The organism is Serratia sp. OLAL2, from assembly GCF_002752475.1.
Lineage (GTDB): Bacteria > Pseudomonadota > Gammaproteobacteria > Enterobacterales > Enterobacteriaceae > Serratia > Serratia bockelmannii.
On sequence record NZ_MSTL01000002.1, the window covers coordinates 193,464 to 214,714 of the forward strand.

At 60.2% G+C, this 21,251-nt stretch carries 19 protein-coding genes; all 19 read right to left on the reverse strand.

All coding sequences use genetic code 11. From position 1 onward, the window contains the following. Positions 1-13: 13 nt before the first annotated feature. The 19 genes from BVU99_RS02940 to BVU99_RS03030 all read right to left on the reverse strand — a co-directional run bounded on the left by BVU99_RS02940 (position 14) and on the right by BVU99_RS03030 (position 21,081). The gene (locus BVU99_RS02940; RefSeq protein WP_025303297.1) at positions 14-787 is read right to left on the reverse strand and encodes a protein phosphatase 2C domain-containing protein; all 774 of its coding nucleotides are present in this window, start codon (positions 785-787) and stop codon (positions 14-16) included. Next, positions 787-2,520, reverse strand: a complete 1,734-nt coding sequence (gene tagH / locus BVU99_RS02945; protein WP_099817131.1) for a type VI secretion system-associated FHA domain protein TagH — start codon at positions 2,518-2,520, stop codon at positions 787-789. The genes BVU99_RS02940 and tagH overlap by 1 nt, the downstream gene beginning before the upstream one ends. A gap of 473 nt (positions 2,521-2,993) precedes the next feature. Further along, positions 2,994-3,329 (reverse strand): T6SS amidase immunity protein Tai4 family protein, encoded by a 336-nt coding sequence (locus tag BVU99_RS02950; protein WP_227255704.1) that lies wholly within the window; start codon positions 3,327-3,329, stop codon positions 2,994-2,996. A 69-nt stretch (positions 3,330-3,398) separates the two neighbouring features. Then, on the reverse strand, positions 3,399-3,737 hold the full coding sequence (locus tag BVU99_RS02955) for a T6SS amidase immunity protein Tai4 family protein (protein ID WP_227255705.1): 339 nt from the start codon (positions 3,735-3,737) through the stop codon (positions 3,399-3,401). Positions 3,738-3,757: 20 nt separating this feature from the next. Further along, a complete protein-coding gene (locus BVU99_RS02960; protein ID WP_072271555.1) occupies positions 3,758-4,234 on the reverse strand; it encodes a type VI secretion system amidase effector protein Tae4 in 477 nt (158 codons plus the stop codon). 54 nt (positions 4,235-4,288) lie between these two features. Further along, on the reverse strand, positions 4,289-4,771 hold the full coding sequence (locus BVU99_RS02965) for a type VI secretion system tube protein Hcp (protein ID WP_004961372.1): 483 nt from the start codon (positions 4,769-4,771) through the stop codon (positions 4,289-4,291). Between the two features lie 304 nt (positions 4,772-5,075). After that, a complete protein-coding gene (tssC, locus tag BVU99_RS02970; protein ID WP_016927259.1) occupies positions 5,076-6,581 on the reverse strand; it encodes a type VI secretion system contractile sheath large subunit in 1,506 nt (501 codons plus the stop codon). Between the two features lie 3 nt (positions 6,582-6,584). Continuing rightward, a complete protein-coding gene (tssB, locus tag BVU99_RS02975; protein WP_016927260.1) occupies positions 6,585-7,121 on the reverse strand; it encodes a type VI secretion system contractile sheath small subunit in 537 nt (178 codons plus the stop codon). Between the two features lie 120 nt (positions 7,122-7,241). Then, positions 7,242-8,273 (reverse strand): type VI secretion system protein TssA, encoded by a 1,032-nt coding sequence (gene tssA / locus BVU99_RS02980; RefSeq protein ID WP_049206021.1) that lies wholly within the window; start codon positions 8,271-8,273, stop codon positions 7,242-7,244. 23 nt (positions 8,274-8,296) lie between these two features. Continuing rightward, positions 8,297-9,016, reverse strand: coding sequence for a type VI secretion system-associated protein TagF (tagF, locus tag BVU99_RS02985; RefSeq protein WP_099817132.1), 720 nt, complete (start codon positions 9,014-9,016; stop codon positions 8,297-8,299). Positions 9,017-9,034: 18 nt separating this feature from the next. Then, positions 9,035-12,670 (reverse strand): type VI secretion system membrane subunit TssM, encoded by a 3,636-nt coding sequence (gene tssM / locus BVU99_RS02990; RefSeq protein ID WP_099817133.1) that lies wholly within the window; start codon positions 12,668-12,670, stop codon positions 9,035-9,037. Next, the gene (locus BVU99_RS02995; protein ID WP_049272050.1) at positions 12,670-13,872 is read right to left on the reverse strand and encodes a DotU family type VI secretion system protein; all 1,203 of its coding nucleotides are present in this window, start codon (positions 13,870-13,872) and stop codon (positions 12,670-12,672) included. The genes tssM and BVU99_RS02995 overlap by 1 nt, the downstream gene beginning before the upstream one ends. 21 nt (positions 13,873-13,893) lie before the next feature. Then, entirely contained in the window at positions 13,894-15,240 is a 1,347-nt protein-coding gene (tssK, locus tag BVU99_RS03000; RefSeq protein WP_025303287.1) for a type VI secretion system baseplate subunit TssK, read from the reverse strand. 40 nt (positions 15,241-15,280) lie between these two features. Then, positions 15,281-15,811, reverse strand: a complete 531-nt coding sequence (tssJ, locus tag BVU99_RS03005; protein WP_099817134.1) for a type VI secretion system lipoprotein TssJ — start codon at positions 15,809-15,811, stop codon at positions 15,281-15,283. Positions 15,812-15,840: 29 nt separating this feature from the next. Then, on the reverse strand, positions 15,841-16,341 hold the full coding sequence (gene tagV, locus BVU99_RS03010) for a type VI secretion system accessory protein TagV (protein ID WP_025303285.1): 501 nt from the start codon (positions 16,339-16,341) through the stop codon (positions 15,841-15,843). 48 nt (positions 16,342-16,389) lie between these two features. Beyond that, positions 16,390-16,782 (reverse strand): DUF4150 domain-containing protein, encoded by a 393-nt coding sequence (locus tag BVU99_RS03015; protein WP_004934933.1) that lies wholly within the window; start codon positions 16,780-16,782, stop codon positions 16,390-16,392. Between the two features lie 16 nt (positions 16,783-16,798). Continuing rightward, positions 16,799-17,434: a DUF3540 domain-containing protein gene (locus tag BVU99_RS03020; protein WP_025303284.1), complete on the reverse strand. Its 636-nt coding sequence runs from the start codon at positions 17,432-17,434 to the stop codon at positions 16,799-16,801. A 30-nt stretch (positions 17,435-17,464) separates the two neighbouring features. Then, positions 17,465-18,532: a pentapeptide repeat-containing protein gene (locus tag BVU99_RS03025; protein WP_043138675.1), complete on the reverse strand. Its 1,068-nt coding sequence runs from the start codon at positions 18,530-18,532 to the stop codon at positions 17,465-17,467. After that, the gene (locus BVU99_RS03030) at positions 18,529-21,081 is read right to left on the reverse strand and encodes a DUF2169 domain-containing protein (RefSeq protein WP_043138672.1); all 2,553 of its coding nucleotides are present in this window, start codon (positions 21,079-21,081) and stop codon (positions 18,529-18,531) included. The genes BVU99_RS03025 and BVU99_RS03030 overlap by 4 nt, the downstream gene beginning before the upstream one ends. Positions 21,082-21,251 lie beyond the last annotated feature (170 nt).

Here is a 21,251-nt window from a genome sequence, read left to right on the forward strand (position 1 = left end):
GAATGTGCGCTGCTCAGTCGCGGCTCAGAAACCGCTCCGCATCCGCCAGCGAATGCAGCAGGGTGGTTTCCTGCGGTGAGCCAATCCAGACGGCGATAGCGCTGTAGTTATCGCTGTTATTGTTTTTCTTCCATGCCTGCTGCATCAGGGCGATCCACTCGCTGGGGGAGTTGACCATATGCAGCGACTGTTCCAGTTCGGCCTGGCTGAAGCTGTGCCAGAAGCCGTCGGTGCACAGCAGGAAAACGTCGCCGTCTTCCAGCTGCAGCACGTCGCTGTAGGTGGCGTCGCGCTCTTCGTTGAGCCCCAGCGCGAAATACAGCAGGTTGCTGTTGATGCCGTTGGTCTGGTAGCCGGCGTCCTGCATCTGTTGGATCAGGCTGTGGTCGGTGGTGACGGTATGCAGGTAGCCGCGGCGGAACAGGTACAGGCGGCTGTCGCCGGCGTGCGCCCAGTAGGCCAGCTGGTAATCGCGATCGATAAACAGACTGACCAGCGTGGTGCCCATCTTGCTGTATTCGTCCGACTGCCGCTGCTGCTGGTGGATGGCGGCGTTGGCGCTGGTGATGTGCTGACGAATGCTCTGGGCGTTCAGGTGCTTTTCGCCGTCGAAGTTTTGCAAAATGGTGTCGCGTGCCAGTTTGGCGGCGATATCGCCGCCCGGAAAACCGGCGATGCCGTCGCACACCACGAAGCAGGCGGCGCGGTTGCCGAGCACCTCGCCGGTCTGATCCTGGTTGGAGGCGCGGCCGCCCTGGTTGGAGGTAGAGGCTATGGTGATATTCATTACGCGTCCGGTTTGGTCTGTGAGTCTTTGTATTGATTCACTTCAACGTCATAGGCGTGCAGGAAGGCTTCGCCGAACAGGGTGTGGAAATCGTCCTCGATCTCGCCGGAGGTTTGCTGATAGTTCTTCACGAAGTAGTCCCACAGCGCGGCCTTGCGGTTGGCGGGCAGCGACAGGCGCGGCGCCACGCCTTCCTTGCGCGCTTCCTCTTCGAGGCGCTCCGGGTTGAACGACTGCAGCATGGCGGCGATGATGGCGCGAATACCGGCGATCATCCCCAACTGGTGCGCCTGCAGGTCGATCAACGCATCGCGCACCGCCTGTTCCGGCGGCATAAAACCTGGCATCTGGCTGCCGAACATCTGCATCAGCACCGTTTTTCCCGAAGGCAGCAGCTTGAACGGGTTGTTGGCTTCGTCGAGGATCATGGTCATCTCGGCCTTCACGCCGCGCTTGAGGATCGAGCGGGATGAGAGCAGGGCGACGGTGCCTTGCGAGAACAGGCTCAGCAGGCGACCGGCCTGGCGGATCTGTTGTTCGTCAAAGTGCGGCTGCGGTTGCAGATCGTCGAGACCGATGCCTTGCAGCAGCGCCGCCAGCAACGGCCCTTCCAATGCGTCGCCACTCGGCGCGGCGGCGTGCTGCCGCTGAGCGGACTGGTAGGCAACTGGATCGATGCCCAGGCGGTTGCCCTGGCGCGGGCGCGGCGGCTGTGCAGGCGGTTCCTGCTGGCTGAACTGCGGCGCAGGTTGGGGCTGTGGCTCAGGCGTCTGCACGGGCGGCGGCGTCGGCTGTGGGCGCGGCGCCGCCGGTTGTGCGGCGATCGGCGCCGGTGCTGGCGGCGGGGACGGCGGCTGTACCGTTTCCTCCGGCTGAGCCAGCGGCACGGCGCCGCCCATCAGCAGCCCCAGCGGATCGTTGCTGTTTAACGTCTCTGGCGAAGCGGGCGCGGATGAACCGCCGAACAGCGCCAGCGGATCCAGCTCTTGCTCCGGTTGCTGCGCATTCTGGACGGGGGGAGCCGGGCGCGTCGGCGCAGCCTGCTCCGCCAGCAGCGCGCTGGGGGTGGTGTCGGCCAGAATGTGTTCGCGCTCAAAGGTGGTGTCGGTGTTGAACAGCGCCGCCGGATCGGTTTGTTGCTGCTGCAGCTGGCGCAGATCGACCTCGCCCGCCAGCTGCGCCAGCGGATCGGCCGGGTTCAGCTCGCGAGCGGGGGTCTCCAGCAGCGGATGATTGTCCGGATTGGTGATCGGCGGCGGTATGACGGCGGCCGGCGCGTTCGGCGTAAATTCTTCCACCAGGCTGTCCCAGATTTCGTTGGGGATCGGCGCGGCGGATTTTTCTTTGGCGGCGGCTGCGGGGGCCGCAGCCGCGGCAACGGCCTTGGCCACCGGTTGAGCCTGCGGCGCGGCGTGCTGTTGCAGCGCGCTGACTTCAATCTGGTAATCGTCGATGCCGAGCACGTCGCCGTCCTGCAGTTCAACCTGGCGGCCACGTTCCAGCGGAATGTCGTTCAGCAGCACGCGGGTAACGTTGCCGCGATTGGTGATGCGGCATTCGCCGTCAGCGGAAATGTGCACGATCGCCTGCAGGCGGGAAATGGCGCGCTCTTCGTCCGGCAGCACCAGGTTGTTGTCCACGCTGCGGCCGATGGTGCCGCCCGGCGGCAGAAAATCGCAACTGCTCTGCGGCGGAACCTGGCCGCTTTTATTTTTTACAATGGAAAATCGCATAAGGCATTCCTGCTGATGGGGATTTTAGACTGCTTTGGGCGTATGTTGATTTAGTCATCTAATCTGATGGCTAACTTCTATTCTGTTCTTTTTTGTAATAGGTGTTTTTTGGTAGTTGAGTTAAGTAGATAAAGGTGAATATCAAACTGCCATAGTGTATAGAGTCATAGTTGCCTAGTGGGTAGAAGAGATTAAGAAAATCATTCCCGTATGCAAAAATTGAGAGCTGTATGACGCCCATGACAACTACAATGAGACAGTTGAAAACAAAAAATGGATAATTGTGTTTGCGAGCCGATAATTTTTTTAAGTAATATAATGCCACTAAAGTTATGAGTGACAATGAAAAATAGGAAGGTAAGAATCCATATGAGTAAGTTGATAGCGTGACGTCTGGAGTCATGTTAATAATCAATAAGTTTTAATTCTCTTGAGTTGATAACTTTATGAAATTGGATTCACAATCCTGACTATTACTTAGAGTAACGTTCAAAAATGGTTTCAGCTTCACTGGCGTTCTGCAGTGAAAGACAATCTAAAGTATGGTAAGTCCCTTGAACTGAGCCTTGGCTATTTTTATTTGCGTACTGTTCAGCCAGTTTTTCACCTTGTTCAAATGCATCCATCGGCAGTTTACTCAATTCTAAATAGGCGGAAGCGGAACGGAAGGCGTCTTGCTTGGTTCTTTCTGAGTCAGTGGACTTCCCAATGCAGCGGCTGGTTAACCAATTTTTATATAGTGCCTCTTGCGATAAAGCATTGAGCGAGTTTTCAGCAAGGACTACATGGCTTCCGAGCAGCAGAGACATTAAAAAGTACGTGTATCTTCTCATCCGAGATAACCTTTGATATGAGCCGTCGTTTGAGCAACTCTGATATCAGTTGTCGTCTTTTCCTTGGTATTTCTTGATGATGGCTTGCAGCTCTTGGCTGTGTACAAGATCGATGCACTTGGCCATCGTCATCGGCTCCCCTGACATACTGTCATAGGGCTTTGCCAGAAATTCTTTTGCCAGCGCCCTGACGGCGGTATGCGCTTCCAGAGAATAATCGCCGAATTCCGTGTAACCCCGAGCGGCGGCGGCGGCATCGTTTTTGACTTCTTTTGCTGAATATCCCTCGGCGATGCAAACGCTAAGCGCGTAGTTTTTGAGGTACTCTTCGGGGGTATAGGTTTCTTTGGCTTGAGCCGATTGAATACATCCCAAAAATATCATGCTTGCAACACACAGGGATTTTATTTTAGTAACCATATAGATGCCTCGCTGGATTTTGGAAAGTAACAATGATCTGAGCAGGTTGTACCGTTCCATAATGTTGCGTGTCCGCTGGCATCATTCCATCCTGGAACAGTGAAAACCAATATCCCTTTGTCTTTTGAAAAATCACTAGGGGTAGGGTTTTTAATCGTTTTATCAGGTTTGCCGAACTTATAATTCAAAAAGTTAATAATATCTCTGACGCGATAAATGTACCAATTTTTATCTTTGCCTGAAACGGTCTTCCATGCTCCTCGTTCAACTTTAAAACCAGAATAATTGAGCGTGTAACTCATGCGTATTGCGCAGGCATTGGTGAATCCTTGCAATGGGTCATTGACGCCAAGCTCAATGTTAAGACCTACATTTCCACCTATCTTTTTGCCAACGTCAGTAATATCTACGTTGATTTCGCTAAATCGTTGCCACGCTTGTTGGAATGAAGGGCGACTCATTATAACGTCCTCTGTTGATAGATGCCCCTAAGTCGGGGCATCTGTGTGGGAAGATTAAGCTTCGCGGTTTTCCTTGATGTTCCAACCTGCGCTGCTTTCGGCGCCTTTGCCGCCTTTGTCGCTCTGCTCCCAGTATTGCTGTTTCACTTTCGCCGCCTGGAAGGAGTAGGTGACGCCCACGGTGTCTTCGCCGCCTGCGCCGGTGTACTGCACGGCGGTGACCAGCACGTCGTCCAGGGTGATTTTAACGTACTCAACCTGAGTACCGCCCGCCTTGCAGACAGACAACTCAACCTTGGTCAGGTGCTTACCGCTGGAGCAGTGCTTCAGCAGCGCCGGGGTTGACTTGTCGACCAGCGCGTTAACGTGCAGATCGTTGAAGCACACTTTGCCGGCGCCACCGCCGCCGCCAACGCCCATATTGCCCGGTTGAGAAGCGCCCCAGGAGAAAGAAGTAATGTCGGTCCAGCCTTTGTGATTCGAATCTTTGGATTCGCCGCTGGCACCTTCAACTTTCAGGAACATATCAATAGCCATAGTTTCTTCACTCTTTATTAAGGGTTAACAGTAGTATTAACGTTACGTTGAAAAACTCAGGTAATAGCAGCAGGAATTGCAAGTGTGGTAATGCATTACCAATTTATATCCTTGTGCCATGCACCTTCTTAAATACCGAAAACTATCGGTACGGGTTACCGAGCCACTATTAAGTGCTAATGGCTCAATGCTTAATTATTTCGCGTTATCTTGATTCCACGTGCGATCTGGGTTTTCTGCGATAGGCTGACGATGAGGTTGATACATCAGCCAGGCCGCACTACCGCGGCCTGACTTCAGCCCATCAGGACGCGTCGTTTTGTTTCAGCGAAGGCAGCTTCGACACCAGGCGCAGGGAGACGGTCAGGCCTTCCAACTGGTAGTGCGGGCGCAGGAAGAACTTGGCGCTGTAATAGCCCGGGTTGTCTTCGATCTCTTCCACCTGCACTTCCGCCGCGGCCAGCGGTTTGCGCGACTTGGTTTCCTGCGAGGAGTTGGCCGGATCGCCGTCCACGTAGTTCATGATCCAGTCGTTCAGCCAGCGCTCCATGTCGTCGCGCTCGCGGAAGGAACCAATTTTGTCGCGCACGATGCACTTCAGATAGTGCGCGAAGCGGCAGCAGGCGAACAGGTACGGCAGGCGCGCGGAAAGCTGGGCGTTGGCGGAGGCGTCGGCGTCGTAGTATTCCGCCGGCTTCTGCAGCGACTGCGCGCCGATAAAGGCGGCGAAGTCGGAGTTTTTGCGGTGCACCAGCGGCATAAAGCCGTTTTTGGCCAGCTCGGCTTCACGGCGGTCGCTGATGGCGATCTCGGTCGGGCACTTCATGTCCACGCCGCCGTCGTCGCTCGGGAAGGTGTGGCACGGCAGGTTTTCCACCGCACCGCCGGATTCCACCCCGCGAATGGCGGTGCACCAGCCGAACTCTTTGAACGAACGGTTGATGTTGGCGGCCATGGCGTAGGCGGCGTTGGTCCAGGTGTAATTGCCGTGGGTCGCGCCGTCGGTGTCTTCTTCGAAGTCAAACTCGTCTACCGGGTTGGTGCGGATGCCATACGGCAGGCGCGCCAGGAAGCGCGGCATCACCAGCCCCAGGTAGCGCGCGTCTTCCGATTCGCGCAGGCTGCGCCAGGCGGCGTACTCGGTGTTCTGGAAAATCTTGGTCAGATCGCGCGGGTTGGAGAGCTCTTGCCAGGACTCCATCTGCATCACGCTCGGCGCGGTACCGGCGATGAACGGGCAGTGCGAGGCGGCGCCGATCTTGGCCATTTCGCCCAGCAGCTCCACGTCCTGCGGGCTGTGATCGAAGTAGTAGTCGCCCACCAGGCAGCCGAACGGTTCGCCGCCGAACTGGCCATACTCTTCTTCGTAGACTTTCTTGAAGATCGGGCTCTGGTCCCAACCCACGCCTTTATAGCGCTTCAGCGTGCGGCCCAGCTCCTGCTTGGAAATGCTCATGAAGCGGATCTTCAGCATCTCGTCGGTTTCGGAGTTGTTGACCAGATAATGCAGGCCGTGCCAGGCGCCTTCCAGCTTCTGGAAGTCGTCGTGGTGAATGATCTGGTTGATCTGCTGCGACAGCTTTTCGTCGATTTCCGCGATCAGCGCCTGGATGGTGCGATAGGCGTCGGAAGAAACGGTGACGGTGTTTTCCAGCGCCTGCTGCGCCAGGGTTTTCACCGCGTTCTCGACCGCTTCTTTGGCCTGATCGGTCTTCGGCCGGAACTCTTTGTTCAGCAGCGCGCTGAACTCATCGCTGGAAAAAGTCTCGGTGGTTTGCAACGCATTCTGTTGCTGAGGCGAGTTGCTCATCGATTAATCCTCACGCTCGTTGTTGTCGTCGTTAACCGCCGGCTTCGGCGCGTCGGTCAGGGATTGCAGCAGCGCCGGGTTTTGCAGGATCTTGGAGATCAGCTCTTCGGCGCCGTTCTTGCCGTCCATGTAGGACAGCAGGTTGGAAAGCTGGGTGCGGGCGTCCAGCAGATTGTCCAGCGCGTCGACCTTGCGGGCGATAGCGGCGGGGGAGAAGTCTTCCATGCTTTCGAAGGTCAGATCGATGTTCAGCTTGCCTTCGCCGGTCAGGGTGTTGTCGACCTGGTAAGCGACGCGCGGCTTCAGCGATTTCATACGCTCGTCGAAGTTGTCGACGTCGATTTCCATGAATTTGCGCTCTTCCACGCTGGCTTGCGGATCGACCGCTTTCCCCACCAGATCCGCCATCACGCCCATCACGAACGGCAGCTGGATTTTGCGCTCTGCGCCATAAATTTCGACATCGTATTCAATCTGTACGCGCGGCGCGCGGTTGCGGGCGATGAATTTCTGCCCGCTGCGGGATTTCGAGTTTGACATGATTTACTCCATCTAATGGCGATTGGGAACGCGCCTCGTCCGGCTGGGAGAGTCAGGTTCTGATTCGGGTCTGCGCAGGGCAGACGGTATCGGATGCGTCAAGAGAACAAAGGTCGGCGGCTAGCTGTTCTCCTCGTTGTCGGGGCGACCGAGAATGGTCTCCAGTTGGTTAAGCCCATCGGGCGCCAAATCGCGGACGATTTGCATAAAGTCCAGCGTAATCAGTCGCTGGACCCGATCGATCATCAGCGGCGCCGGGTGGCTCGGTTCATGAAGACGAAAATAGTTTTTCACCTTGTCCAGCATCAGTTGGGCGTCGTCGCGCGACTGGATCTGCGCGCTGCGCCAGTTGAGTGGAGCGGTGGCGCTCTGTACGGCGGCCGGTTGCTGCATGGCAGCCGCTTCAGGCGTCGCGTCTGGTTCGTCGGCGGCCGGGGCATCGCTCTGGCCGGCGAGCGCCACCAGAGAAAACACCTTGGTCAGCGCGCTCATTTCCGGCAGCGCGCTTTCCCCCAGATGGCGGGTCACTTCGCTGCGAATGGCGCTCAGGGTGTTGGCGATGCGCGTCACCAGGGCGCCTTCGGGGCGATCCTGCTGCGCCAGTTCATCCTGCAGCCGCGCACGGCCGCCGGGAAAGTTGGGGCACTCCTGTTTGCTGCCGTCGAGCAGGGCACCGGCATCGCGCAGCGAGATTTCTCCGGCGGCGCTTTTCAGCAGCGGCGCGGCGCGTACGCTGGCGGCCAGCGCCGCTTTGTCGCCAAGGTCGGCCAGCGCGTTGATGCGAAACAGCGGGTCGGCTTCCCCATCGAACTCCAGCGGCGGCTGCAGGGTGTTCCAGTAACGGGTCATCGACTGGTGGACCAGCGTCAGCCCGTCGGCGTAGCCCGGCAACCCGCGCAGCTGGGTCCAGGCGCGGGTGAGATACAGCATGACGCGCAGGTCTTTGGTGCGCGTTAGCAGCGAGGTCGCGAGGCGCTCGACCTGCACCCAATCCGGCGCTTCTTCCGGAATGATGGTGCTGCCGAACTGTTGTTCGGCCTTGCCGGTGGCGGCTTGTTCCATCGCCAGAAAGTCGGCGTCGTATTCCAGGTTGTCGCCGCAGGGATTGTCCGCGTCAACCGGGGCCAGCAGGGTATCGGTATCGATAGCCATAGAATTTCCTTCAACGAACGATGTTAATCAAACATTTGCGGGTACTGGCCGCCGCGGCCGGGGCGCGCCCAGCCGTTGGGTTCGAACAGCAGTGAAAACAGCTGCACGGTGAGGTTGCCGCTGTGCACGTGGGTGTAGAGCGGATGTCCGTCGGCCTGATTGGTCCACCAGAAGCTGGTGTACTGCGCCGGATCGAAGCAGTCGGCGGCCTGTTGCCAGCCGAGGCCCGGTACGTCCGGATGCTGGAAACCGATAATCGACAATATCTCGGAATCCGCTTCCGCCGGTGGGCTGGGCAGCACCGGGATCGCCTGCAACGTGCGGTCGATCTGCTCGGCGGAGAAACCGTTGCGCACGCCGTTCAGCAGGGTATGGCCGAGCTGTTGATACCAGCTCGCCGCCATGTTCAGCTGTTGCGGGCGCCATTCTTGCAGGCTGAACAGGCGCAGTGCGCAGATGGGGTAGCGCCGCCCGACGCGATCGCGCGCCGGCAACAGGCAACCCATCTGCACGTACGGGCTGCCGAGCGTGGCGGGGATCACGAAGTTCCACACCGGTGCGTTGCTGAACGGGTGGCCGTTCGGCCCCTGTGCATCGCGCTGTAAATTCACCAGCCCGTTATGGAACCAGTGGGCCCAGTTGTTGACCACCGGGTCAGGCAAACGGCGTTGCAGGAAGTCACCGGCGGAAGGAAGTTTGCCGTACCAGCCGATGCTCGTCGGGGCGCTTGAATCAGTGCTCATGGTCATGTCCTTTCGGGGCTACGGGCACGAGAAGGCCGGCAGTTGGAACGGATTGCGGATGCTGTTGGGCGTGAACTCCAGCGTGACGCGGTGGCCGTCGAGATTAAACGTCGCCTGGCGGCCGAGGCCGCCGGTGCCCGACGATTGCGCCATGTCGACCAGGCGATTCAGCGCCCATGGTCCGCTGGTCACCAGGCTGGCGGTGGTGCCGTTGGCCAGCGCCAGCTGCAGATGCACCTGGTTGGTATTGCGGGTGCCCGGCCAACTGACCACCAGCGGTACCTGTGGGCCGTGGCTGTATTTGAACAGCTGCCCGTCGATATCCAGCGTCAGGTTGAGGATGTCGTTATCCATCCGCACCGGCCGCACGGTCACGCGGTAGGAGGGCGTCGCCGTGCCGTTGGCGAAAAAGGCGTCGCGGATGCGCTGCGCCTGCTGGAACGACCGCAGGATGCCTTCGCCGCCGGGCAGCGTCTTGCCGTCCACGCCGGGCGTGAAACGCCAGTTGGCGCGGGTGGTATCGACCTTGCCCTGCAGATTGTCGCGGAAGAAGCTGTCCATCAGCCCGCTGTTCGGCGCGAACATGCGCGCCAGATCGTCCGGCGTCACTTCCTGCCGCGCCCGGGCCACCAGCGGATAACGGCCGGCGATCGCCTGGCGGCAGAAGCTACCGACCTCGAAGCTGATGCGCTTTTTCACGTTCTCCATCTCTTTGCGCTGGGTATCGCTGCTGGCGCCGATCGCCAGCGACAGCAGCATCTGTTTGAACGGCACCGGCAAGCGGCCGGATTCGGCCTGCAGACGCGGGATAATGTCGCTCGGCGGCGCCGACATGCCGCTGTTGGCCGCGCCCTGCACCGCCGTCAGGTAACTGTACAGTTCATCGACCTGTTTCAGCACGCTGTCGAAAGGGATCGCCTTATTGCCTTCGCCCTGGCTTTGCGCCAGCTCCAGCAGCGGCGCGAAGTGCGCCATCACCAGCTGTTCCGGCTGGGCCGACACGTCCCCGTCGGCGTTGGCCGGTCGGTTGGTGAACAGCGCTTCCAGCGTGCGGTTGGCATTTTGGTTCAGCTTATCTTCGGTTTTTGCCAGCAGCGAGCGCGAATCGGCGTCGTTTTTTTCGTCGCGCAGGGTGACGTTTTTGCTGACGTTGACCAGCAGATTGCGCATTGGCGACGGGTTGCCGGACAGCAGGCGCGCGCTGCTGATGCGCTGGGTCAGGTTGCCGATGTTGGCCAGTTGGATATCCCCCAGCAGCTCATCCCAGGCGCTGATGAAATCTTGCATGTACAGCTGGCGGATGGTCTTGGTCAGATCGGCGCTTTTCTGCTCCGGCGTCTGGCTGTTCAACACCCAGACGTCTTCCTTGCGCAAGGTGTCGGTCACCGGGTCGATGTTGTCGTTGAACGCTTTCCAGTACCCTTGCGAGGTGAACAGGCCCGGTACGCCGTCGGTGACCGGTTTGCCGCTTTTGCGGCTGAACGCCAGTTCGGTCTGCGGGCCGGCCAAATCGACCAGGCTGACCGGCTTGATGTCGGTCTGTTTCAGCAGCAGGCGCTTGAGGCGGCCATAGACGCGCTGCGACAGCGGCGCCCGATTGAGTGCGGCCTGCGCCTGCGCCACCAGCTGTTCGTCTTTGGCGTAAGGCGAGGCCTGGATCTGCGCATCCAGCAGTTGGCTGAGGTGCCATTCGATCTGCTGCAGCTGTTTCTGCGTGCTGCCCTGCGGCAGGTTGCGTTGCAGGTTGAGCATCACCCAGGCGCGCAGGAATTTACCGTCGTACTGCTTTGGCAGATACAGCATCTGATAGGCCTTCAGCGCTTCGTAGCTGAAGTCCGCGTCGCCGTGGTTGTCGTTGCGCAGCGTGGTGGCGATCTGTTGCGCCACCTGCGGCAGCAGCAGCTCTTTCAGCGCTTTTTGGTACAACGCATTGCCGGCGTCGCTCACCTGATCGCCGCGGAACAGCCCCATGCGGTAGGTGAACGGCGGATCGTCCAGCGAAAAGTTCTGGCTGTCCGGCAGATGCAGCAGGCTGTTGAGGAACGGCAGCAGCGAGAACATGTCGCCGTTGCCCAACTGGGTCAGGCTTTGCCCCTGTCGCTCGACGCCGGGCACCTTGGCGGCCACTTCCGCCAGATAGGCCTTGTTGTTGCCGTAGCTGGTGAACCACAACATCGCCAGCACCGCCAGGATCACCGCCAGCGCGATGTACCCTGCCCAGTGCAGGGCGCGGTTGCGGTATTCCCACCAGCGGTTGCTGCCCGCCAGCCCGGACTCCTGGAAGACCACCGATTCCAGCGTCTCTTTCAGGAAGAAGCTCTGGCCTTTGGCTGCCGGGATCGGCGTTTCCTGCCCCACGCTGTCCCAGGCCGCGTTGGCCTGCACCCCTGAGTTGGCCGTCGGCAGCTGCAGGTAGCGGTTCAGTTCGCCCATCACCCGGTCAAACGGCAGACCTTCCTGCGTGCCGCTGGTGAAATAGATGCCGCGCGGGGTAAAGCGGGTTTCAAAACTGGAGGTGGCGAACACCTGTTCCAGATATTGGCCGAGCAACTGGCGCAGCGCGGCGAACTCCTGCGGGAACAGGTAGCTTTCGGCGCGTTGGCGCGCGTCGTGCTCCATCAGCAGCGTATCCGGCAGCGCCGCATCCAGCCGTTGTTGCAGCAGGGCGTATTGTTGTTCGAAGGCGGCGTTCAGGTTGAAGTCCGGCTGCCGTGAGCGCTCGTAAGGGAAGGTGAATCCCCAGATCTGGTCGCGCTGTGCTTTATCGAAACTGCCGAAGTAGGCCATAAAGCCGTTGAGCAGGTCGGTTTTGGTCACCAGCACATAGACCGGGAAGTGAATGCCCAACTGTTCGTGCAGTTCAATCAGGCGTTTGCGCAACGCGCTGGCCTGGGCGGCGCGTGCTTCGGCGCTGTCGCTCAGCAGATCGGCGACGCTGATGGTCACCATCACGCCGTTGATCGGCTGGCGGGTGCGGTATTTTTTCAGCAGCGCGACGAAGCTTTGCCATTCACCGGCGTCTTCTTCGCGCTGGCTTTCCTGGGTGGTGTAGCGGCCGGCGGTGTCGAGCAGCACGGCGTCGTTGGTAAACCACCAGTCGCAGTTGCGGGTGCCGCCCACGCCGCGCAGCGCGGCTTTGCCGAAGCGATCCGCCAGTGGGAAGTGCAGGCCGGAGTTGACCAGCGCGGTGGTTTTGCCGGCGCCGGGTGCGCCGATGATCACATACCACGGCAACTGGTACAGATATTGACGGCTGAAGCGGGTCATCCAGCGATGTTTACCGTCGCCCTGGCCCGGTGCGAAGCGCGCCTTTTTCAGCAGCTGCGCCGCTTCGTCGAAACGCTGCGCCAACTGATCGTCTTGTTTGACCTCGGGCTTGCCGTCTTCCGCCGGCACCGCTTCGGCGGCGCGCAGATTGCTCAGCAGGCGGCTGTTGAACCAGGCACTGTAGAGGCGCGGGATCAGGCGGCACAGGAACCAGATCAGGTAAATCACGCCGATGGCGATCTGGCGGTTGAGTTCCGGCTCCAGCGGGCGATAGTCGCCGATGGCCACCAGCGGGCCGATCGTCCAGATGATGAACGCCAGCGCGGTGATGCCGACAAAGCCCCACAGCAGGCGGCTGGTGATGATGGAGAATAACGTACTGAGCATTACTTTCCGGTTCCTTGCGGCAAGCCGTTGATTTCCGCCTGGGTATTTTCAGGGGCGACCAACAGCGTAATTTCTACCCGGCGGTTCAACGCGCGGTTCACTTTGTTATCGTTCGGCGCGACGGGGTTGCTCTCGCCGCGGCCCTCGGCCTTGACCCGCTGCGGGTTGGCGAGGTGTTTTTGCAAGCGGGCGCTGACCGCTTCGGCGCGCGCCAGCGACAGCTCCCAGTTGGAGGCGAAACGGGCGCTGCGGATCGGCACGTTGTCGCTGTAGCCGGTGACCAGGATCTTGCCGCTGACGCCGTTCATGGCGGCGGCGATGCGGTCGATGACCGGGATATAGTTGGCGCGTACCGTGGTGGCCGCGGAGTCGAACAGCCCGTCACCTTTGAGGATCACCACGCTTTGCTGCGCTTCGTCGCGCACCACCACCAACCCCTCGGCGATCTCTTTACGCAGGAAACTTTTCAGGCTCAGCGTCGGCGGCGCGGCCGGCGCCGGGTTACCGATCGCCACCTGCGGCAGATTGGTTTGGTAAATCGCCGCCAGCACCGGGCTGGTGTTGTCGCCCAGTCGCCAGTTGAGGGCGATGAACAGCAGCGAAGCCAGGAAGCCGGTCAACGCCACGCAGGCCCACAGCGGCACCAGCGGGCGCCACAGTTTCTGCTGTACCGGCAGGTCCAGCGCATGAGGCGACAGCGGCGGGGCATAGCCACCACGCACCGATCGGATCAGCTGCAGCAGGCGCTGCTTCATGGTTTCCAGCTGTGAGCGGCCGTTTTCCATCACCCGGTAGCGGCCTTCAAAGCCCAACAGCAGGCAATAATTGATCAGTTCCAGCAGGTTGATGTGCTCGCGCGGGCTTTGCGACAGCTTGGCCAGCAGCTGGAAAAACTTCTCGCCGCCCCAGGTTTCGTTATGGAAAGTCACCAGCAGCCCGCTGCCGGACCACACGCTGTTGCTGCCCCACGGGGTCAGCGCCGCCGCTTCATCCAGCGCGGTGCACAGACAATAACGCGCGCCGATGATCACCTCGTAAGGCAGGTTGGCGCGTTGGCCGCGGATCTCGAAGCGGCGCATTTCGTCAATGAGCTGTTGGCGCAGCTGCGCCGGGTTGGCGTGCGTGGCCGACTGGCGGATCTGCGAAATGGCGTTCAGCAGCGGGTTGGCGGCGTCCACCAGCGGATTGGCCGCCGGCGCCATGCTATTTTCCTGAGTCATAGGTTACCGGTCCGTATGGCTGCGAATCGCCCAAAATTCCATGTCCAGCCCCGGGAATTCGCCGGCCAGGTGCAGGGCGAAGGCGCTGGATTTTTCCATCTGTTTCCACAGGTCGCCGCCTTTTTCCAGCTCGAAGTAGGTGTAGCCGGCGTGATAGGGGATCTGGCGCGGCGCGGCGGGCATGGTGCGTAAACCGATACCCGGTAGCTGCAGCTGCACCAAATCGCGGATGCGCGTGACCGGGGCGATCTTCATCTGTGCCGGGAAATGGGTCAGCAACACCTCGGCGGCCACGTCGGCGCGCACCGCCAGCACGAAGCCGAAATCGCGCATCATTTTGGCGTCCTGCACGGTGGCGACGTTCAGCCCGTGGGAACGTTCGACCAGCGTCAGCTGAATGGCGTTGTCTTCCAGCACCACCGACAGCCCTTGACGCAGCAACAGCATCAGCTTGCCGAAGCACAGCGCCAGGTTGTCGTGGTCATACACCGGCAGGCGGCCTTCCGGGGTGCGCTGCGCCGAGAAGCTGGCGAGTTCGGTGGCGAACTGCAGCCAATCGGCGAACAGGCGTTCTGGGTGCAGATGATCGAGGTGGTAGGCGTGGCTCACCTGGCCGAGATGGCGGTTGATCAGCTGCAGCAGCATGAAATCGACCATTTCGGAACTGCCGCCGCGGCCCGGCTGCAGCAGGCGCTGGCTCATCTGCTGGCTGCGCTGTTGCAGCAGGCCCTGCAGATCGTTGATGAAGGTTTTCAGTACCGGGTTGCCCTGGCAGTTCAGCATCGGCGGGATCTGCGTGGTATCGAGACGCAGGCTGTTGTCGCCGCGCTTTTCCAGCACGCGGGTAACGCCGAGCGCCGTCCATTCGGCGTTGAGCTCACTCTCCAGCATCAGCCGCAGGCGCAGGCGACCGAACTGCAAGGCCGCGCTGCCCACCGAGACGGCGTTGAGATCGTCGACTTCGTTCTCATAAGCCAGATAGCGCGCCAGCGCCTCCGGGCTTTCCTGAAAGATCACGTCTTCACGCCCCGCGCGGTAGGTCGGCAGAGCCAGCACCACGTTTTCACCGGTCTTGTTTTCAGCGATGGTCAGCGGCGCGGGCGCCTGCTGGGCGCCGGAGAAGCGAAACGGCGTGCCGTCCGGCATGATGCCGCTGGCGGCGTTGAGCGCAATCTTGCCCTGGCGCAGCAGCGTTTGGTCCAGATCCAGGGTGAGGAACCCCCAGAAACAGCCGCTGTGGGCCTGGCCCCAGTTGCGCATATAGCCTTCGAGATAGTTTTCCGCCTGCTGGAAATGGTGAGGGCGCAAAAACATCCCCTCAGTCCAGACAACCTTATGAGCATCTTTCATCATCACACCTATAGTTACTTCGCTTCAGCGCAGCGGTAGGTCAGTCGACCTTTTTTACGGGGCGCAGGCCACTCACGCCCGCGACGATATGCGCTTCCAGCTCATCCGGCGAGAATTGCCATACCTTGTAGAAATTGGTTTCGGTAGGTTCCGGCAGCGGCAGTGAAATGCGCCAGGTCTTGCCGTCCAGATTTTGATATTCGGCGATCACGCCGATGTAACGTGCGTCCAACGCGCTTTGCCCGCCGAGCGTCTTGCCGGTCTGGCCCGGCGTCAGGAAGAACTGATCGCTGTCCAGCAGGCTGTTGCCGAGCACGCTTTTGGCGTCGTTTTGCAGACTGAAGAAGTCGGCATCCATGAATTCCGCATCCGAGCGCAGCAGCAGCACGCGAATTTTGATCGGCGCCGGTTGAGCGCCGGCGGCGGCGTTGACCTGGCGGTCAGCGTCAAACACCAGACTGTAACGCGACGGCACGCTTTTGGCGGAAGACATGCAGCCGCCGAGCGCCAGCGCGCCCAGCAGCAGAAACAGCATCCCGCACCAGCGGGAAGCGATAGGGGTCGTCATCATAGGAATCTCGTCGCCCGCAGGCGTGCTGACTACTGGAGGATCCAGGTGGCTGAGCCGGCGTTTTTACACGCCTTGCTGTCGCCGCCGACTTTGACGCAGTCCTGTTTGGCGGCGCGCGCGCGACGCGGCAGATCTTTGCGCAGCGTTGATTTGTAGCGCGCTTCCGGCACGCCGGCGTTGGCCTGGATATATCCCATCAGATCGCCCCCGCGGATGGCGGAGATCGCCAGCCAGTTGTTTTCCACTTCGCCCAGCGCGTAGAACGCGGCGGCGTTGTCCAGGCTGCCGACGGCGGTGCCGGTATAATTCGGGCTACTCATGATGCTGGCGGCATACAGGCTGCGGTACTCCTCACCGATCGGCTTGAACTGTTTCGGCGCGCTTACCGCGGCGCGGTGCTGCAGGGTGACGCCGTTGACTTCACTGCTGATGAGGGCGTCGTTATTGAGCGCCGGCGGCGGTGGCGGCGGGGTGGAACAACCGGCAAGCGTCAGGGCGGTCAGCAGCGTCAGGGTAATCCGTGTTTTCACAATGTCCTCTTTTTCTTGATTGAATGGCTGTGTAATAAGGCGCCGTCATCAGGGCGCAAGCAGCAACACTTTTAATTGGCTCGGCACGATGCGCATGCCGAGCGCGTTGGTGGAATTCTGCAGGCTGAGGCTGGTCAGCCGGGTGGCCGGAGTGCCTTTGAGCAACACGGTAAAGGCGCCGGTCAGGTGGCGGGATGGCCCCATCACCGTCCCGGAAGCGACACCGGTGGCTACGCCGGGGTTGTCGCCGTTGGTCAGGGGCGTTACCGTCGCCATGTTGTGCGCCGGGGTACCGACGAACAGAATGTTGAACGCGTTCGGGATGGCGGTCGGCGCGAGGGCGATATCCGGGTAGGGTACGGGCACCGGCGCCGGGCTTGGCGTCAGACAGACGTCGGGAAACGCCAGGTCCACGCCGATCATTTGGCTGTTGGCAAACATAAAAGGCCTCCGCAGGTTATCCGACGTGGATTTGTTCCGAATCCAGCTTGGTGATGTCTTTTGAGGTAATGAGCGTGTTGCGGGCATGAATGCGGGCGTAATCTTCCGCCTGATAATCCAGCTGCCCGGCGCGCACGTGCTCGGTTTGGCGCACTTTGCGGAACAGCGAATGGCTGATCTGGCTGACCGAATGCCACAGCGACTCGCAGCGTTTACCGACCAAACGGCTGATGCTGACGAAGGCCGACAGCTCTTCGCCGCTGTATTTCATCTTGTCGACGTGGCAGTCGCCGCTGTTCGCCTGCAGCGTCATGGCGTCGCCGCTCAGTTTCAGCGCCTGCGCGCTGTGCAACGACAGCGAGCCGTTCGGCGTTTCAATCTGCAGATCGCCTGCGACGCAGAGCCGCGCCGTGCTTTGCGGCTCTGCCCGCTCGAGGACGGCGATCGCCCACAGCTGGTGGCCGCAGCCGGCGACCAGCACGTTATCGCCGAGGGCCGGCGTCAGCAGGCAGCTCGCCGCCCGGCGACAATGCCAGCCACGACCTTCACATTCCACTACCAGACTGCCGTCCGGCAACAGGTTGACGACCTGGCCAGCGGCCTGTTGGGGCGGTGCGATGTTGACGGCGCGAGTTGTGTTGGCAACGCTCATGGTGATCCCCTCGTGAAGTGGTCAATGCATTCAGATTCGGCTCTGGCGCTGTGCGCTCCAGGTTTCGGCGGCGTACAGCTCTTCGTCGCTCTCGAGGATCCCGCTGCGATCGCTCCAGCGCGTTTGCTGCTGGTGGGCGCGATGCATACGGGTGCGCATAAAGCGCGCGCGCCGGAAATCGGCGGCGCCAATGTCGGCATAACAGAAGTCGGCGTAGGTCAGGTCGCTGTCGCTGAAATCACAACGCGCCGATCGGCTGTGCTGAAATACGCATTGATACAGGCGCGCCTGGCTGAAGTTGGCGGCATCCAACGTCGCTTCGCTGAAGATCGCCTGATCGAACTGCCCGCCGCGACACTGCGCCTGAGTCAGATTGGCCTCCAGCCACAGCGACTGCTGCGCCTGTACGCTGGTCAGGTTGGCGCGCCGCAGCGAAGCGCCCTTGAAATTGCTCTGGCGCAGCGTCGCCTGGCTGAAGTCGACGTCGTCCAATTGGTTATCGGTAAACTGGCAGGCGATCAGGCTCTGCCCGGCGTAACTTTTGCCGCGGTGGTCACATTCGAAAAACGTGACGCGGTCGAAGTTCACGCCTTCAAACTGCGTTTTACAGAGATTTAATCGAAAGAACGTGACAAGGCATAAGCGCGCCTGATTCAACATGGCGCCGTCGAGCGGGCTTTCGTAAAAGGTAGTGCGATCGTGCTGAGTGGCGGAAAAATTCGCGCCGGCCAATTGGCACGACATCCAGTGACTTTGGTTGAGCGACAGCCGGCTGAAGTCGCTCTGTTCAAGCCGGCAATCGTTGAACATCGTCAGTTCGATATGGCTCTCGCTGAAGCGGCTGGCCGACATGGCGCACTGATTGAAGGCCGTTTGCTTCAGATCCGCCCGCGTAAATTGTGCGTGTTCGAGCTGGCAATCGCTGAAAACGCTGTCGCGCAGATCGCAGTCAGAGAAGTTCACGCCGTTCAGGTTCAGTTCGTTGAACATGCCGCCGGCCAAATCCAGACCGGCGAATGACAGGCCGTGCAAGTCCTCTCCGGCGATCGGCTCGCCGCGTTTTACGCGCTGGCGTATCTGCTCTGGTTTTGAGGTCATACTTCCTTCCCGTTGTGGCGAGGCAATGTTTTCACCCTGGCGGTATAGGCTCTCTCTAGCCGGGTTGCCTGATCCACTTGCGACTGCGACAGGTCAGCCCGGAACAGATTGGCGCCCTGCAGGTCGGCGCCTGACAGCACGCATTTTTGCAGGATAGCTGCAATGAAATTGGCATCGCGCAGGCTGGCGCGAGACAAATCGCTGCGGATGAACAGGCTGCCACTGCCGTTGGCCTGGCGGAAATCGGCCTCGTTCAATCGGGTTTCCGACAGATCGCAATTATTGAGACGCGCACGGCTAAAATTGGCCCGCTGCAACGGCATCTGGCGTAAATTGCACTGGTTTAGCGTCGCGTCGCTGAAATCCGCCTGCGGCAACAGTGTCTTCGCTGCAAAGGCGCAGGCTGTGAGACGTGCGGCGTGGAAGCTGAGGCTTTGCGTCTCGGTGTCAACCCAGGCGCAACTTTCCAGCCGCGCCTGACTGAAGTTCACCGCCAGCAACCGGCATTTGACGAAGCTGACTTTGTCGAGCCGGGCGTGGCTGAATGTCAGCTGCTCCAGCTGCAGTTCCATCAGGGTAATGTTGGCCAGCGTGGCGCGGCTGAAATCACATTGTCCGAGCAAGGTTTCGTATCCCAGCAAATCGCGTAATGACGCCATCGTGAAATCGCAGCGTTGAAACAACGTTTGCTGAATATTGGTCTCATGCAGCTGCGCGCCGCCGAAATCTGTCGCTTCGCATTTCGCCAGGGCCAAAGAGGCGTGGCTCAGATCGGCCTGCTGCAAGACGGCGCCGCTGAGATCGGCGCGCGCCAACATCGCCTCGCGAAGATCGCAACCCACCAGTCGGGTTTGGCGTAGATTGGCGTTTTCCAATAAAGCGCCGCGTAAGTTAGCCTGGCAGAGATCCATGCCGGACAGATCGGCGCCGGTGAGATCAAGGCCGCTGAGATCTTTATCGCGCAGCATGGCGGCGGCGACGCGTTGGCGAATGATTTGCGCCAGATCGCCACTTAAGCGCAGTGCAGGGCTTTGCGCCTGCGCTGACATTAAATACATTTGGTGCAGCGCGCGCTCGCTTTCCCCCAGCTGCTTCTCGCTGAACGCGTCGGGATGCTGGCGCGCCTCCTGGAACAGCAGATCGCGCTGCTGCTGGTAGCTTTCCGCACCGGAGGGCGACACGTGATCCCCTCCGGGGTTAAGCGGGTCGATACCCTCGGCGTGCGCCAGCTTGAGCATGTCCTGATACTGCACCTCGGCCTGGCTTTCCAGACGCTCGACGAATTCGGCGAGTTGGTCCAGCTTCGGCGGCGCTTCTTGCGACGGTAGCGGGAACAGTTCATCGATGTCCTGGCCTTCACGCAGCAGGCGCTGGCGATGCTCTTCGCGCTGCTGGTGCTCGTAGGCGGCGATATTTTCCGCCATTGGGCTTTGCTGCGTCGGCGTTTCCGTATCCAGCCAGGCACCGATGCACGCCTCCGGCAGCAATTCTTGTTCGCGAAAAGCGTGCAAAGCACCCTGTTCTTTATCCAGCCGCTGGGCCAACACCTGCCGATAATGCGCGGTGGAACGGGGCTCCCCTTCGGTTTCCAGGGCCGGCATAAGTTGCATCACGTCGGCGGCATCGTCCTCATTGATGCGCGCGCTACCCTGATAGATCAACAGCATCTGTTCCCGATGCGGGAAGAACCAGACGGTGGTATGGCGCATCGCGATCTCTTCGAAATGCGTTTCACCGCCGCGCAGTCGGTTGATGAAGCAGCGCGCGCGCCACGGCGGTAAATGCCCTTGCTGCACCGGTTCTGAAGGGTGCATATTCCAAATCCGATAGGCAGCCCGCGGCGGCAAGCTATCACGTTGAGGAAACTGCTGATCGCTTTCTGCCATGTTGAACAGGCGCCAGTCGATATCGTTGGCGAAGCCGGGAAAGCCGTGTTTCAACCAGTCGGCGTCGTAGTTTTTACCGATGCGGGAGAAGCGACGCGGCCAGGTGATATCCAGCGCGTCAAAGCTTGCCGGCAGGGCGCTTTGCCGAGGAGACGCAAGGCGTCCCTGCAGCGGTTCAACATTGGGTAGGCGATGGATGCGGCCCTGCGGAAATGTTTCGGGAGTGGCGCCGATGCCGTGCGGATTATCGGCGAACTGGGTGCCGCCGTAAGCCCGGCGCCAGTCCAGACGCATTTCTGCAAAGGGAAGAGGCGTGGAGGGACGATCGTTGATCCAATGGCGATCGCCGAAAACCACCAGCGTTTTCTCCAGCGAATCAAACTGGATCTTCACGGCGCAGGCGGTTTTGTCTTGTTGATGGTGGGTGTAGGCGTTGCCAGTGGCGAGAAACTCCGCACAGGCTTTTGGGATAGCCAGATCGAGCACGCCGCCACTTAACGTAAGTTCGTCGGCGGCCAACTGCCACAGTTCCGGTTCGGGGCGCAGACGCGGGGAGGCCCCCATGTCGGCCAAGGCCAAAACGGAAACGCCCAGATGATTTTGCCCTTGCCAAGAGAAGGGGCGATGAAGCGCGCTGAGGCGCAGAGGTTTTACGACTTTCATTGTGTGTGTAAAGCTTCCTGTGGATATCAGCTGGCAGCCAGGCTGCTTGCTCAAAAACAATCCGTTTTTCGGTTTAATAGATATCAGGCTATGTCACAACAGATGAAGAAAACGATGCGGCGTTCAGCGCCGATCGCTAATGCGGGGAGAGTCCCACTTCGAAATGGATG